Annotated in this window: 14 protein-coding genes and 1 pseudogene; 14 read left to right on the forward strand and 1 reads right to left on the reverse strand. The window is 71.4% G+C overall.

All coding sequences use genetic code 11. The features are described 5' to 3' along the window. Positions 1 to 35 precede the first annotated feature (35 nt). The 7 genes and pseudogenes from lysS to ACO4JP_RS03410 all read left to right on the forward strand — a co-directional run bounded on the left by lysS (position 36) and on the right by ACO4JP_RS03410 (position 5,950). On the forward strand, positions 36 to 1,562 hold the full coding sequence (gene lysS, locus ACO4JP_RS03380) for a lysine--tRNA ligase (RefSeq protein WP_425955983.1): 1,527 nt from the start codon (positions 36 to 38) through the stop codon (positions 1,560 to 1,562). A 10-nt stretch (positions 1,563 to 1,572) separates the two neighbouring features. Further along, positions 1,573 to 1,761: a hypothetical protein gene (locus tag ACO4JP_RS03385; protein WP_425955984.1), complete on the forward strand. Its 189-nt coding sequence runs from the start codon at positions 1,573 to 1,575 to the stop codon at positions 1,759 to 1,761. A gap of 131 nt (positions 1,762 to 1,892) precedes the next feature. Next, positions 1,893 to 2,228 (forward strand): histone-like nucleoid-structuring protein Lsr2, encoded by a 336-nt coding sequence (locus tag ACO4JP_RS03390; protein WP_425955985.1) that lies wholly within the window; start codon positions 1,893 to 1,895, stop codon positions 2,226 to 2,228. Between the two features lie 88 nt (positions 2,229 to 2,316). After that, positions 2,317 to 3,408: a lactonase family protein gene (locus ACO4JP_RS03395; RefSeq protein WP_425955986.1), complete on the forward strand. Its 1,092-nt coding sequence runs from the start codon at positions 2,317 to 2,319 to the stop codon at positions 3,406 to 3,408. Continuing rightward, a complete protein-coding gene (mshA, locus tag ACO4JP_RS03400; protein ID WP_425955987.1) occupies positions 3,405 to 4,706 on the forward strand; it encodes a D-inositol-3-phosphate glycosyltransferase in 1,302 nt (433 codons plus the stop codon). The genes ACO4JP_RS03395 and mshA overlap by 4 nt, the downstream gene beginning before the upstream one ends. Before the next feature lie 8 nt (positions 4,707 to 4,714). After that, positions 4,715 to 5,128 (forward strand): annotated as a pseudogene (locus ACO4JP_RS03405) (nitroreductase family deazaflavin-dependent oxidoreductase); the annotation flags it as partial. Positions 5,129 to 5,209: 81 nt separating this feature from the next. Then, positions 5,210 to 5,950: a phosphoglyceromutase gene (locus ACO4JP_RS03410; protein ID WP_425957045.1), complete on the forward strand. Its 741-nt coding sequence runs from the start codon at positions 5,210 to 5,212 to the stop codon at positions 5,948 to 5,950. Positions 5,951 to 6,028: 78 nt separating this feature from the next. Here the strand turns inward: ACO4JP_RS03410 and phoU are convergent, their stop codons facing one another. Further along, positions 6,029 to 6,688 (reverse strand): phosphate signaling complex protein PhoU, encoded by a 660-nt coding sequence (gene phoU / locus ACO4JP_RS03415; protein WP_425955988.1) that lies wholly within the window; start codon positions 6,686 to 6,688, stop codon positions 6,029 to 6,031. A 191-nt stretch (positions 6,689 to 6,879) separates the two neighbouring features. On the opposite strand from phoU, the gene ACO4JP_RS03420 reads away from it, so the two are divergent. The 7 genes from ACO4JP_RS03420 (at position 6,880) to ACO4JP_RS03450 (ending at position 14,268) form a co-directional block, all read left to right on the forward strand. Next, a complete protein-coding gene (locus ACO4JP_RS03420; protein WP_425955989.1) occupies positions 6,880 to 8,112 on the forward strand; it encodes a sensor histidine kinase in 1,233 nt (410 codons plus the stop codon). Further along, on the forward strand, positions 8,109 to 8,837 hold the full coding sequence (locus tag ACO4JP_RS03425; RefSeq protein WP_425955990.1) for a response regulator transcription factor: 729 nt from the start codon (positions 8,109 to 8,111) through the stop codon (positions 8,835 to 8,837). Before ACO4JP_RS03420 ends, ACO4JP_RS03425 begins: the two co-directional genes overlap by 4 nt. Before the next feature lie 233 nt (positions 8,838 to 9,070). Further along, on the forward strand, positions 9,071 to 10,198 hold the full coding sequence (locus ACO4JP_RS03430; RefSeq protein WP_425955991.1) for a phosphate ABC transporter substrate-binding protein PstS: 1,128 nt from the start codon (positions 9,071 to 9,073) through the stop codon (positions 10,196 to 10,198). A gap of 39 nt (positions 10,199 to 10,237) precedes the next feature. Beyond that, entirely contained in the window at positions 10,238 to 11,230 is a 993-nt protein-coding gene (gene pstC, locus ACO4JP_RS03435; RefSeq protein WP_425955992.1) for a phosphate ABC transporter permease subunit PstC, read from the forward strand. Continuing rightward, the gene (gene pstA, locus ACO4JP_RS03440; RefSeq protein ID WP_425955993.1) at positions 11,230 to 12,186 is read left to right on the forward strand and encodes a phosphate ABC transporter permease PstA; all 957 of its coding nucleotides are present in this window, start codon (positions 11,230 to 11,232) and stop codon (positions 12,184 to 12,186) included. The genes pstC and pstA overlap by 1 nt, the downstream gene beginning before the upstream one ends. A 26-nt stretch (positions 12,187 to 12,212) precedes the next feature. Beyond that, a complete protein-coding gene (gene pstB, locus ACO4JP_RS03445; RefSeq protein WP_425955994.1) occupies positions 12,213 to 12,992 on the forward strand; it encodes a phosphate ABC transporter ATP-binding protein PstB in 780 nt (259 codons plus the stop codon). Between the two features lie 148 nt (positions 12,993 to 13,140). Then, positions 13,141 to 14,268 (forward strand): phosphate ABC transporter substrate-binding protein PstS, encoded by a 1,128-nt coding sequence (locus ACO4JP_RS03450; protein WP_425955995.1) that lies wholly within the window; start codon positions 13,141 to 13,143, stop codon positions 14,266 to 14,268. The last annotated feature ends 34 nt before the right edge of the window (positions 14,269 to 14,302 follow it).

Consider the following 14,302-nt stretch of genomic DNA (forward strand, 5'->3'; position numbering starts at 1 on the left):
GCAAGTGCCCAGGCTCGCGTCGGTAGAATCCGGGGGTGACTTCCGCGAACCCCGCTCCCGACGCCGCTCCTGGCGAGCACGGCGACGACCTCCCCGAGCAGCTGCGCATCCGCCGCGAGAAGCGTGAGCGGATCATCGCGCAGGGCGGCGAGGCCTACCCCGTCGGGGTGCCCGTCACGCACACGATCGCGCAGGTCCGCGCGGGGTACGGCCACCTCGAGGCGGGCGAGGAGACGGACGACGTCGCGGGTGTCGCCGGCCGCGTGGTGTTCCTGCGGAACACCGGCAAGCTGTGCTTCGTCACGCTGCAGGACGGCGAGGGCAACCGCCTCCAGGCGATGCTGAGCCTGGCCGTGGTCGGCGAGGAGTCGCTCGCGGCCTTCAAGTCCGACGTCGACCTCGGCGACCACCTGTTCGTGCACGGCCGCGTCGGCGCCTCGCGCCGCGGCGAGCTGAGCATCTTCGCCGACGCGTGGCAGATCGCCGCCAAGTCGCTGCGGCCGCTGCCGGTGCTCCACAAGGACCTCAGCGAGGAGTCGCGCGTCCGCCAGCGTTATGTGGACCTCATCGCGCGCCCCGCCGCGCGCGACATGGTGCGCCTGCGCGCGGCGATGATGCGCTCGCTGCGCGACAACTTCCACCGCCGCGACTTCCTCGAGGTCGAGACGCCGATGCTGCAGACCATCGCGTCCGGTGCGGCCGCCCGGCCCTTCATGACGCACATGAACGCGTACGACATCGACCTGTTCATGCGCATCGCCCCCGAGCTGTTCCTCAAGCGGGCCGTCGTCGGCGGCGTCGAGCGCGTCTTCGAGATCAACCGCAACTTCCGCAACGAGGGCGCGGACTCCACGCACTCGCCCGAGTTCGCGATGCTCGAGGCCTACGAGGCGTACGGCGACTACAACACGATCGGCGCGCTCACCCAGGACCTGGTGCAGACGGCGGCGCAGGACGTGCTCGGCACCACCGTGGTCACCCTGCCCGACGGCGAGGAGTACGACCTCGGCGGCGACTGGGCGCAGCTGACGATGTACGGCTCGCTCTCGGAGTCGCTGGGCGAGGAGATCACGCACGAGACGTCGGTCGAGCAGCTCATCTTCCTGGCGAAGACGCTGGACATCGACGTGGAGCGCAAGGCCGTCAACCACGGCAAGCTCGTCGAGACGCTGTGGGAGCACCAGGTGGGCGACCACCTGACCGCCCCGACCTTCGTGCGCGACTTCCCGGTGGAGACGAGCCCGCTGGTGCGCGCCCACCGTGAGGTTCCCGGCCAGGTCGAGAAGTGGGACCTGTACGTGCGCGGGTTCGAGCTCGCGACGGGATATTCGGAGCTCGTCGACCCCGTGGTCCAGCGGCAGCGTTTCGAGGCGCAGGCCATTCTCGCGGCCGCCGGCGACGACGAGGCGATGAGGCTCGACGAGGACTTCCTCGTGGCGATGGAGTACGCGATGCCGCCGACCGGCGGAATGGGCATGGGAATCGACCGGCTGCTCATGGCCCTGACCGGCCTCGGTATCCGCGAGACGATTCTCTTCCCGCTCGTGAAGCCGCAGGCGTGAGGATTCTGTGATGGACACCTTCTGGGCGATCGTCGCCGGAGTGACGCCCTCGGTCGGCGTGGGACTCATCTTCTGGTTCGCGATGCGAAAGATCCTGCGGGCGGACCGTAATGAGCGCGAGGCGCTCGCCCGGCTCGATGCCGAGGATGCCGCGCGCTATGTCGCGGAGCGCTCGGCGCAGTCCCCGGATCAGCCCTAGATGCTGAGCTGATACCGCTTCAGAAGTGTGCGAATTGGCTTTTCGCACGGCGTGTCGTTGACAAAGCGAATGCGATTCGGTCATGCTCGGTCCCGCTTGGTTTTATTCCATACGGGAAAGGCGGTCCCTTCGTGGTCCAGAAGACTCAGGTCGTGCTGTTCGACGACATCGACGGTGCGGAGGCCGACGAGACGGTCACGTTTGCGCTCGACGGCGTCTCGTTCGAGATCGACCTCACCTCCGCGCACGCGTCGGAGCTGCGCGAGGCGCTCGCGACGTGGATCGGCCACGCACGCAAGTCGGCCGGCCGTGCGGCCGCGGCCCCGCGCAGCGCGGGTCGCCGCACCACCGCTGACCGCGCGCAGCTCGCCAAGATCCGCGAGTGGGCCCGCGACAACGGCTTCAAGGTCTCCGACCGCGGCCGCATCTCGGCCGAGGTGGTCGCCGCGTTCGAGGCGGCGCACTGACGCCGTCTCCGCACGTCACCGCGACGGCGGCGGGCCTGTCCTGGGACAGGGCCGCCGCCGTCGTCGTTCCCGCCTACGCTTTTCCACCATGACGACCCCCGCGCAGCGCACCCTGTGGATCGGCACGTACCCCGCGGAGGGCGCGAGCGCCGGGTCCGGGGAGGGCATCTGGCGCGTCGACGTCGACGCCGACGGCCGGTTCGGCGAGCCGCGGCTCGTGGTCACCTCGCCGTCGCCGTCGTTCGTCGCGCTGCACCCCTCGGGTCGCACGCTGTACGCCGTCGCGGAGGACGCCCCGGGCGCCGTCAGCGCGTTCCCGGTGTCCGACGACGGCGCTCTCGGCGACCCGGTCACGCTCGCCTCGGGCGGTACCTTCCCGTGCCACCTGCTCGCGCTGACGGACGCCCTGTGGGTCGCCAACTACGGCGACGGCGTCGCGGCGGTCGCCGCGCTGGACCCGGACACGGGCGCCTTCGCCGTGGACGCCGTCGCGCGGTTCGAGGGCAGCGGCACGGGCCCGCAGGAGGACCGCCAGGAGGGCCCGCACGCGCACTTCACGGCGGCGGCGGGGGACCTCGCCCTCGTCGTCGACCTCGGCGCCGACGTGATCCGGCGTTACCCGGCCGGGCCGCCGGCGGCCGATGCCCCCGAGACCGACCACGTCGTCGCCGCCGCCCTGCCCGCAGGCACCGGCCCCCGCCACCTGGTCACGCTCCCGGACGGGGCGCTCGTCGTCGCGGGCGAGCTCGACGCCCGCCTGCACGTGCTGACGCCCGCCGGGCCCGGATCGTGGGAGCACGCGGCCTCGACGCCGGCCACCACCGTCGAGGCACGCGACCCGGAGCAGCGCGCGGCGCCGTCGCACGTCGCGCTGTCCGGAGACCTGCTCACCCTCGGGGTGCGGGGCGCCGACGTGCTGTCCGTGCACCGCGCGGTCCCGGGCGAGGCGGGGGTGCCCACGCTCGAGCCGCTCGCCGACGTCCCGCTCGGCGCCGGCGCCTTGCCCCGCCACCACGCCGTGCTGGGCGAGACCGCGGACGGTCGCCGCCTGGTCGTCGTCGCGCGGCAGGGCACGGGCGACCTCGCCGCGGTTCTTGTCGACCCCGTGACCGGCGAGGGCGAGGTCGTCGACGCCCTTCCGCTCCCGACCCCGCCCGCGTGCGTGCTCGAGGCGTCATGACGGTCCCCGACGCGCCTCGCGCCCCGCGCGTGGCCATGCTCTCCGTCCACACCAGCCCGCTCGACCAGCCGGGCACCGGCGACGCGGGCGGCATGAACGTGTACGTCCTCGACCTGGCCCGCGCGCTGGCGCAGCGCGGCGCGGAGGTGGAGATCTTCACGCGTGCCACGAGCTCGGCCCAGCCGCTGGTGGTCGACGTCCAGCCGGGGATCCGCGTGCTCCACGTGCCCGCGGGCCCGTTCGAGGGTCTCGACAAGAACGACCTGCCCGGCCAGCTCTGCGCCTTCACCGCAGGCGTCCTGCGCGCCGAGGCGCACCGCCCCGCAGGCTGGTACGACGTCGTCCACACCCACTACTGGCTGTCCGGCCAGGCGGGCTGGCTCGCCGCCGAGCGCTGGGACGTGCCGCTCGTCCACACCATGCACACCATGGCGCGCGTCAAGAACGCGGCCCTCGCGCCGGGCGACGCGCCCGAGCCGCCCGGCCGGATCATCGGCGAGGAGCAGGTGGTCCAGGCGGCCGACGTGCTCGTCGCCAGCACGCGGGCTGAGGCCGAGGACCTCGTGCGCGAGTACGGCGCGGACCCCGACAAGGTGCACGTGGTCCCGCCCGGCATCGACCTCGAGACGTTCACCCCGCTGGCGGGCGCCGACGACGCCCCCGAGGTCGCGGCGGGCGCACGCCGCGCCCTGCGGGAACGCCTGGGGCTGCCCGTCGACGCCCCCGTGGTGCTGTTCGCGGGCCGCGTCCAGCTGCTCAAGGGCCCCGACGTGCTGGTCCAGGCGCTGGCCCACCTCGACCCCGCCGTCCGCCTCGTGGTGCTGGGTGGCGCGTCCGGCCGCCCGACGGCGGTGCGTGAGCTCGAGGCCCTCGCGCACCAGTGCGGCGTCCGCGACCGCCTGCTCGTGCACCCGCCGGTCACCCGCGCCCGGCTCGCCGACTGGTACCGGGCCGCCGACGTCGTCGCGGTCCCGTCGCACAACGAGTCGTTCGGCCTCGTGGCCGCCGAGGCGCAGGCGTGCGGCACACCCGTGGTCGCGGCCGCCGTCGGCGGGCTGCGTACGGTGGTGATCGACGACGTCTCGGGCGTGCTGGTCGAGGGCCACCGCCCGACGGCGTGGGCGGAGGCGCTGGGCGGCCTGCTCGCCGACGACGCCCGCCGCGCCCGCCTGGCCGCCGGTGCCCGCGCGGCGGGGGGCCGCTTCAGCTGGGACGCGACGGCAGCGGCCGTCCTCGACGTGTACACGCAGGCCCGCAAGGCCCGGAACGCCCCAGCGAGGGAGCGAGCCGGAGCATGATGGGGGGTATGCCCCTCTCCGGCCGATACGTCCCCAGCCCGCGAACCCGCTCCCGCGACCAGGTCGAGCTCTTCGAGAAGACGGACGGCGCGCAGGGCAACACCCTCAACGGCCGGCCCATCATCATCCTGACCACCGTGGGAGCCAGGACGGGCGCCCTCCGCAAGATCCCGCTGATGCGCGTCGAGCACGACGGCGTGTACGCCGTCGTCGCCTCCCAGGGCGGCGCCCCGACGCACCCGGTCTGGTACCACAACCTCGTCGCGAACCCGCACGTCGAGCTGCAGGACGTCGGCGGCAAGCACGAGTACGTCGCGCACGAGGCACACGGAGCCGAGCGCGACGAGTGGTGGCAGCGCGCCGTGGCGGCCTGGCCCGACTACGCCGCGTACGCGCTGCGCACCGAACGCGTCATCCCCGTCTTCGTGCTGGAGCGCGCCGGAGCATCCTGTGCGGTGACACGCACGCGCGTGGTCAGTCCACGAGGGTGCAATATGGGGGGCATGACCTACACCCTCGTGCTGCTCCGCCACGGCGAGAGCGAGTGGAACGCCAAGAACCTCTTCACCGGCTGGGTCGACGTGGCCCTGTCCGAGAAGGGTCGTGGTGAGGCTGCCCGTGGCGGCGAGCTCCTCAAGGAGGCCGGCGTCTCGCCCGACGTCGTGCACACGTCCCTGCTGCGCCGCGCCATCTCGACCGCGAACCTCGCCCTCGACGCCGCGGACCTTCACTGGATCCCCGTCAAGCGGTCGTGGCGCCTCAACGAGCGCCACTACGGCGCCCTGCAGGGCATGGACAAGAAGCAGGTCCGCGACGAGTACGGCGAGGACCAGTTCATGCTCTGGCGTCGCTCCTACGACGTGCCGCCGCCGGACATCGAGCTCGGCTCCGAGTGGTCGCAGGACTCGGACGTCCGCTACGCGGGCGAGCCGATCCCGCGCGCCGAGGCCCTCAAGCAGGTGCTCGTCCGCGCCCTGCCGTACTGGGAGAGCGAGATCGTCCCCGACCTCAAGGCGGGCAAGACCGTGCTGGTCGCCGCGCACGGCAACTCGCTGCGCGCGATCATCAAGCACCTCGACGGCGTCGACGACGAGACCATCGCGGGCCTGAACGTCCCGACGGGCATCCCGCTGGTCTACGAGCTCGACGAGGAGACCCTCGAGCCCACCAACCCGGGCGGCACCTACCTGGACCCGGAGGCGGCCAAGGAGGCCATCGCCGCGGTGGCCAACCAGGGCAAGTGACCCGCTGAACGACGACGGCGCCGCACCCCGCCCGGGGTGCGGCGCCGTCGTCGTCCCGGCCGTGGCCGGGGACGCGGCTCAGACGCGCGAGCTGCCGTCCTCGACGTCGCCGGTCACGAGGAACACGATGCGGCGGGCGACGGAGGTCGCGTGGTCGCCGAAGCGCTCGTAGTACCGGCCGACCAGCGTGATGTCGACGGCCTCCTGCGTGGTGCCGTCCCACTCGGGGGACAGCAGCGTGGCGAACGTCTGCTCGTGCAGGTCGTCCAGGACGTCGTCGTTCTTCTCGATCTCGCTCGCGAGCTCGAGGTCGCGCGTGCCGAGCAGCGTGGTGACCTCGCGGGCCACCTCGCTCGCGGCCTCGGCCATCGCGACGAACGTCGGCTGGGCGGTCGGGCGGATGGCGTGCGCCGGGTACCGCCCCCGGGCCACCTCGGCGACGTGCCGGGCCAGGTCGCCCATCCGCTCGAGCGTCATGCTCATGCGCAGCGCGCTGACGACGATGCGCAAGTCGGTGGCGACCGGCGCCTGCTGCGCCAGAAGGTGCACGCAGCGCTCGTCGAGCTCGCGCTGGAGCGCGTCGATATCGTGGTCCGCGGCGATGACCTCCTGGGCGACCTGGAGGTCGGCCTCGAGCAGCGCCTTCCCGGCGCGGGTCACGGCAGCGTCGACCATCCGGCTCATCTGAACCAGGTCCTCGCCGATCTGCCGCAGCTCGGCATCGAAGATCTGTCGCATCTGCTTCCTCTCCCACGTGCGCCCGAACCCTGGCATGCGTCGGAGACGCAGGGGCGCTGACTTCACCGTCTCACGGTCCAGGGCTCTCTCGGTGAACTCTAGGCGCCCGGCCGGTGAACAACAGCCGACAGCCTGGGTACGGCACGTTCGCGAGGCGCCGCAGGGCGCCCCCGCCCGCCTACGCTGATCAGGTGGACGGATTTCTCTCCGGGATGTCGCTGGTGCTCGTCGGCGTCCTGGGCCTGATCGTGGGCCTGGTGGCCTCTGTCGCGTTCCATCTCTCCGACCGCGCGCAGCACCGGGTTCCCAGCCGGCCCGAGCCGGACCTCGACGACGGCCTCGTGCGCGTGCTCTCGGTGCTGCGCTCGGCCGCCGTCGTGCTCGACGCCGACGACGACGTGCTGCGTGCCTCCCCGCCGGCGTACGCGCTGGGGATCGTGCGCAACGACGCGCTGGTGCACCCCGCGGTCTCCGACCTCGTGGACCAGGTGCGCCGCGACGGCGTGATCCGTGAGCACGAGCTCGAACTGCCGCGGGGCCCCATCGGCTCCGGCACCGTGCTGCTGCAGGTCCGCGTGGCGCCGCTCGGCGTCGACCGCATGCTGGTGCTCGCGGAGGACCGCACCGAGGCGCGCCGCGTCGAGGCGATCCGCCGCGACTTCGTCGTCAACGTGTCGCACGAGCTCAAGACGCCCGTCGGCGCGATCGCCCTGCTCGCGGAGACGGTCGGCGACGCCGCGGACGACCCCGTCGCGGTGCGCCGCTTCACCGGGCGCATGCAGCGCGAGGCTCAGCGCCTGTCGGCGCTGGTCCAGGAGATCATCGAGCTGTCGCGCCTGCAGGCGACCGGCGCGCTCTCCGACGTCCGGACGGTCCTGGTCTCCGAGATCGTCGCCGAGGCCGTGGACCGGGCCCGCACGACGGCGCAGGGTAAGAACATCGTCATCACGGTCGGCGGAGGCAAGGACGCCCTCGTCTACGGCGACCACAACCTCCTGGTCACCGCCGTGCGCAACCTGCTCGACAACGCGGTGGCGTACTCGGGGCCGAACACCCGGGTGGGAGTCGGTGTCACGGAGCGCGGCGGCCTCGTCGAGATCGCCGTCGTCGACCAGGGCATCGGCATCTCCCAGAGCGAGCAGGACCGCGTCTTCGAGCGGTTCTACCGCGTCGACCCCGCGCGCTCGCGGGACACGGGCGGCACGGGCCTGGGCCTGTCGATCGTCAAGCATGTCGCGGCCGACCACGGCGGCGACGTACAGATGTGGTCCGAGCCCGGGAAGGGCTCGACCTTCACGCTCCGCATCCCGGCGGCCGACGTCCCGGCCGCGCACCCGGTCCACCCGGTCGCCGACATCGCAGCCGGCGGCCCCAACCAGCCCCCTGCGTTCCCACAGGCGACATCCGAGGAGGTGGATGCGTGACGCGCATCCTGGTGGTCGAGGACGAGGAGTCCTACCGCGACCCGCTGACCTATCAGCTCACGCGCGAGGGCTTCGACGTGGTCGAGGCGTCGAGCGGCACCGAGGCGCTCGAGAAGTTCGCGGACGGCGCCGGCGGTATCGACATCGTGCTGCTGGACCTCATGCTCCCCGGCCTGTCCGGCACCGAGGTGTGCCGCCGGCTGCGGCAGCGCAGCGACGTCCCGGTCATCATGCTCACCGCCAAGGACACCGAGATCGACAAGGTGGTCGGCCTCGAGCTGGGCGCGGACGACTACGTGACCAAGCCGTACTCGTTCCGAGAGCTGCTGGCGCGCATGCGCGCCGTGATGCGCCGCCGGGCTCCGGTCGCCGTCGAGAGCGGCGGCCACGCGCTGCCCGGCGACGACGACGACGACGGCGTGCTCGACGTCGGCCCGGTGCGCATGGACGTCGACCGCCACACCGTGACGGTCGGGGGTGCCGTGGTGGCGCTGCCGCTCAAGGAGTTCGACCTGCTCGAGCTGCTGCTGCGCAACTCCGGCCGCGTGCTGACCCGCGGGCAGCTGATCGACCGCGTCTGGGGCCCGGACTACGTCGGCGACACCAAGACGCTCGACGTCCACGTCAAGCGCATCCGCGCCAAGATCGAGCCCGACCCGGGCAGCCCGCGCTACCTCCTCACGGTCCGCGGCCTGGGTTACAAGCTGTCCGACGGTCAGAGCTGACGCGCACGAGTCGCCTGCGCAGGCGCGGGGTGAGCGGCGCCAGATGTGACCTGCGGCCCTGCCTCAGGCAGGCGCCCGGCACGTCCGCGCAGGTCGTGGGCTCGAGGCGTTCGAGCACGCGACCGCTCGTTCACCTGCCGTTCACCGACGGGCTGACTCGGGTTTCCCAGGCCACCTAGCGTCGTGGCGTGCCGGATCTCGGCACACCACGACGAACAGGATGGACCGCCCCCGTGACGATCAGCCGCCTCCTGCGCGCCGGCAGCGTCGTTCTTGCCGGCTCGCTCGTGCTGACCCTCGCCGCCTGTGGCTCCGACGACCCGCTCGGCGTCGCCGGCATCGAGGTCCCCGGCGGTGGCGTCGCCATCGACGGGCCACCGGTCTCCGGGACGTTCGCCGGCGCGGGCGCCTCGTCGATCGAGGCGGCCATGGACGCCTGGCGTGCCCAGTTCCAGGGCGCGAATGCGCGCGTGACGGTCAACTACGACCCCATCGGATCCGGCGGAGGCCGCCGCCAGTTCCTCGCCGGCGGCGCCGTGTTCGCGGGCTCGGACCAGGTGCTCTCGGAGAGCGAGATCCAGGAGTCTCTGCAGGTCTGCGGCCCGGAGGGTGCCATCGACCTGCCGATCTACGTCTCGCCCATCGCCGTGACGTTCAACCTGCCGGGCATCGACAAGGTCAACCTGTCGCCCGTCAACATGGCCCGCATCTTCGCCGGTGACCTGACCCGCTGGGACGACCCGGCCCTCGTCGCCGACAACCCCGGCGTCGACCTGCCCGACCTGACGATCACGCCGGTCCACCGCTCGGACGACTCGGGCACGACGGCGAACTTCACCGACTACCTCGCAACGGTCGCCGCCGACGTCTGGACCTGGGACGTGTCCGGCGTGTGGCCGCTGACCGGCGGCGACTCAGCCCAGGGCACCTCGGGCGTCGTCAACGCCGTCCAGCAGACCGTGGGCGCCATCACGTACGCCGATGCCTCACGCGTCGGTTCCCTCGGCACCGCCGCGATCCAGGTCGGGGGCGAGTGGGTCAGCGTCTCGCCCGAGGGGGCCGCCGCCGCGGTGGACGCCTCGCCGCGGCTCGAGGGCCGCCACGAGCACGACCTGGCGCTCGACATCGACCGTGCCACCGACGTCGCCGGCGCCTACCCGCTGGTGCTCGTCTCCTTCGCGGTGGTCTGCCTGCAGTACCAGAGCGCGGCGGACGCGGACTTCGTCCGCCAGTTCATCGGCTTCACCGCGTCCGACGCCGGTCAGCAGATCGCGGCGCAGGTCGCCGGCTCGGCCCCCATCTCGGCTGCACTCGCCGAGGACATCAGCACCTCGCTGGCGGCCATCACCTCGGTCGACTGACCGCCGTCCGGACCAGCACAGACGTGAGCAAGGAGCATTGTGACCACGACCGCTAGCCCCCCGACCCTCGCGGAGGGGAGCACGCGCCGCCGTCGCGTCCGGGGCGTCGAGCGCGGCTTCGGCCGCGTGTTCCGCTGGATCTCGACGGGTTCCGGCATCCTCCTGCTCGTCGTCCTCGCCTCGGTCGCCATCTTCCTCGTGGTCCAGGCGATGCCGGCGCTGACCGCGGGCTCCGACGAGCTGGTCGCGCAGAACGTGCTGCCGCAGGGCATGACGTCGCTGTGGCAGCTCATCGTGCCGCTGGTCTTCGGCACGCTGCTCGCAGCCCTGCTCGCGCTCCTGATCGCGACGCCCATCGCCGTCGGGATCGCGCTCTTCATCTCGCACTACGCGCCACGGCGCGTAGCCGCGGCGGTCGGCTACCTCGTCGACCTGCTCGCCGCGATCCCCTCGGTGGTCTACGGCCTGTGGGGCGGCGCGGTGCTCGCCCCCTTCATCCGCACCTTCTGGATCTGGCTTGCCGAGACGCTGAGCCTGCTGCCGTTCCTCGAGGTGCGCGCGACCGCCACCGGCCGTTCCATCGCCACCGCCGCCGTCGTCCTCGCGGTGATGATCCTGCCGATCATCACCGCGGTGAGCCGCGAGGTGTTCAAGCAGACCCCGCGCCTGCACGAGGAGGCGGCGCTGGCCCTCGGGGCCACGGAGTGGGAGGTCATCAAGACGGCGGTGCTGCCCTTCGGCCGCTCCGGCGTCATCTCCGCCGCGATGCTAGGCCTGGGCCGTGCGCTCGGCGAGACGATGGCCGTGCTGATGATCCTGTCGCCCGGCATCCTCGTCTCCTTCCAGATCTTCGACGCCGGACAGCAGCAGACCATCGCCGCCTTCATCGCGAGCCAGTTCCCCGAGGCCGCGGGGCTGCGGGTGAACGTGCTCATCGCGACCGGTCTCGCGCTCTTCGTCATCACCATGCTGGTCAACATGGCGGCGCGCTGGATCGTCTCGCGCCGCAAGGAATTCTCGGGGGCCAACTGATGACCGACGTGATGTCTCCCGCCGCGGTGCGCGGCTCGGACGAGGTCCGGGCGATGCTCGCCTCGGCGGACGTCGCCCGCAAGCGCGTCAACCGCGTGATGAAGGGACTGGTCTACTCGGCCTTCGCGCTCGCGATGATCCCGCTCGCGTGGCTGCTGTACACGGTCGTCGTGCGCGGCGCCGTGCGCCTGTCGCCCTACTTCCTCACCGTGTCGATGCGTGGTGTCTTCGGCGGCGTCGACGCGGGCGGCATCTACCACGCCATCGTCGGCACCGTGATCATCACCGCCATCGCGACGGTCATCTCGGTGCCGATCGGCCTGTTCACCGCGATCTACCTCGTGGAGTACGGCAAGGGGCCGCTCGCCCGCGCCCTGACCTTCTTCGTCGACGTCATGACGGGCATCCCGTCGATAGTCGCCGGCCTGTTCAGCTTCACGCTGTTCTCGATCTTCTTCGGCCCGGGCGTGCGCCTCGGGGTCGCGGCCAGCGTCGCGCTCTCGGTGCTGATGATCCCCGTCGTCGTGCGCTCCTGCGAGGAGATGCTGCGGCTGGTGCCGAACGAGCTGCGTGAGGCGTCGCTCGCGCTCGGCGTCCCCAAGTGGCTGACGATCGTCAAGGTGGTGCTGCGCACGTCGATCGCCGGCATCACGACGGGCATCCTGCTCTCCATCGCGCGTGTGATCGGTGAGACGGCACCGATCCTCATCACCGCCGGGTTCGCCGACTCGATCAACTTCAACCCGTTCGAGGGTCGCATGATGACGCTGCCGGTGTTCATCTATACCCAGTACCGCGTCGGCCTGGTCCCGTGCAGCCCGACGGACCTCGCCTGCGTGCCCGACATCAACTTCATGCGTGCGTGGGCCGCCGCCCTCACGCTCATCATCATCGTGGTGATCCTGAATCTTCTGGGTCGCCTCGTGACTCGTCTGTTCGCGCCGAAGCTGCGCTGAGATCGTCTGAGAAAGAGAGAACCGTGATGTCCCAGCGCATCGACGTGAAGGATCTGAACATCTACTACGGCGACTTCTTGGCCGTGGAGGGTGTGTCCATGGCGATCGAGCCGAAGTCCGTGACGGCGTTCATCGGCCCGTCGGGGTGTGGTAAGTCGACCTTCTTGCGCAGCATCAACCGGATGCACGAGGTGATCCCGGGTGCGCACGTGCAGGGCAAGGTCGAGCTCGAGGGTGTCGATCTGTATGGTCCGGGGATCGACCCGGTGGCGGTGCGGCGCAACATCGGGATGGTGTTCCAGCGCCCGAACCCGTTCCCGACGATGTCGATCCGGGACAACGTGCTGGCCGGGGTGAAGCTGAACAACAAGCGGATCGCGAAGTCGGACGCGGAGGAGCTGGTCGAGTCCTCGTTGCGTGGGGCGAACCTGTGGAACGAGGTCAAGGACCGGTTGGAGAAGCCGGGTTCGGGTCTGTCGGGTGGGCAGCAGCAGCGGTTGTGCATCGCCCGGGCGATCGCGGTCAAGCCGCAGGTGTTGTTGATGGACGAGCCGTGCTCGGCGCTGGACCCGATCTCGACGCTCGCGATCGAGGACCTGATCCAGCAGCTGAAGTCCGAGTACACGATCGTGATCGTGACGCACAACATGCAGCAGGCGGCGCGGGTGTCGGACCGGACGGCGTTCTTCAACATCGCGGGGACCGGCAGGCCGGGCAAGCTGATCGAGATGGACGAGACCGCGACGATCTTCTCGGCCCCGCGGGAGAAGGCGACCGAGGACTACGTCTCCGGCCGCTTCGGGTGAGCCGGAGGCGCGGATCACACGGCCGAGGCCAACTGTTCACCCTGCGTTCACCCACTGTGGGACGACGCGCCACCTTGCGTGCCTAACTTCTGAGCATGACGCCGGCAGACGCCGCCGTGACAGACGTGCTCAAAGGATGGATAGACACGTGAAGCTCAGCCGCATCACCCGTGCCGGTTCGGCCGTCATCGTCGGTGCCCTCGCGCTGGCACTTGCCGGCTGCGGCTCTGACGACCCGACCGGTTCCGGCAACACGGCTGCCGCGACGGACGGCGCCTCGGCCGCCACGATCTCCGGCACCTTCAAGGGCGCGGGTTCGAGCGCCCAGGAGAACGCCGTCAAGGCCTGGACCGCCACGTTCCAGGGCGAGAACCCGGACGTCACCATCAACTACGAGGGCGTCGGCTCGGGCGCGGGTCGCGAGCAGTTCCTCGCGGGCGGCGTGTCGTGGGCCGGTTCCGACTCGGCCATGAAGCCGGAGGAGCTCGACTCCGCGAAGGACGCGGCGGCCTGCGGCCCCGACGGCGCGATCGACATCCCCGTCTACATCTCCCCGATCGCCCTCGCGTTCAACCTGCCCGGCGTCACCGAGCTGAACATCTCGTCGGCCAACGCCGCGAAGATCTTCACCGGCGCCATCACCACGTGGAACGACCCGGCCCTGGTCGCGGACAACGCCGACGCGCAGCTCCCGGACCTGGCGATCACCCCGGTCCACCGCTCGGACAAGTCGGGCACCACCAACAACTTCACCGACTGGCTGAACAAGACCGCCGGTGACGTGTGGACGAACGAGAAGAACGACGAGTGGCCGCTCTCGGGTGGCGACGCCGCCGAGAAGACCTCGGGCGTCATCGGCGTGGTCACCAGCACCAAGGGTGCCATCACGTACGCCGACGAGTCGGGCGTGGGCTCGGACCTGGGCGTCGCCGCGATCAGCGTCGGCGACCAGTGGGTCAAGCCGAACGCCGAGGGTGCCGCGAACGTCGTCGCGACGTCGCCCGTCGGTGAGGGTCGCGAGGCGAACGACCTGGCGGTCTCGATCGACCGCACCGCGACTGCCGAGGGTGACTACCCGCTGCTGCTCGTCTCCTACGCGGTCGCCTGCAACACTTACAGGGACAAGGCTGAGGGCGACTTCGTCAAGGCGTGGCTCGGCTATATCGTGTCCGACGCGGGCCAGCAGGTTGCCGCGCAGGCGGCCGGCTCGGCCCCGCTCTCCGGCGAGATCGCCACGAAGGCTGCTGCGGCCGTCGAGGCGATCAAGGTCGGCTGACGCCGAACCGACGCTCGCCGCCGGTGGCCGCGCC

This window comes from Xylanimonas sp. McL0601 (assembly GCF_049852175.1).
Taxonomy (GTDB): domain Bacteria; phylum Actinomycetota; class Actinomycetes; order Actinomycetales; family Cellulomonadaceae; genus Xylanimonas.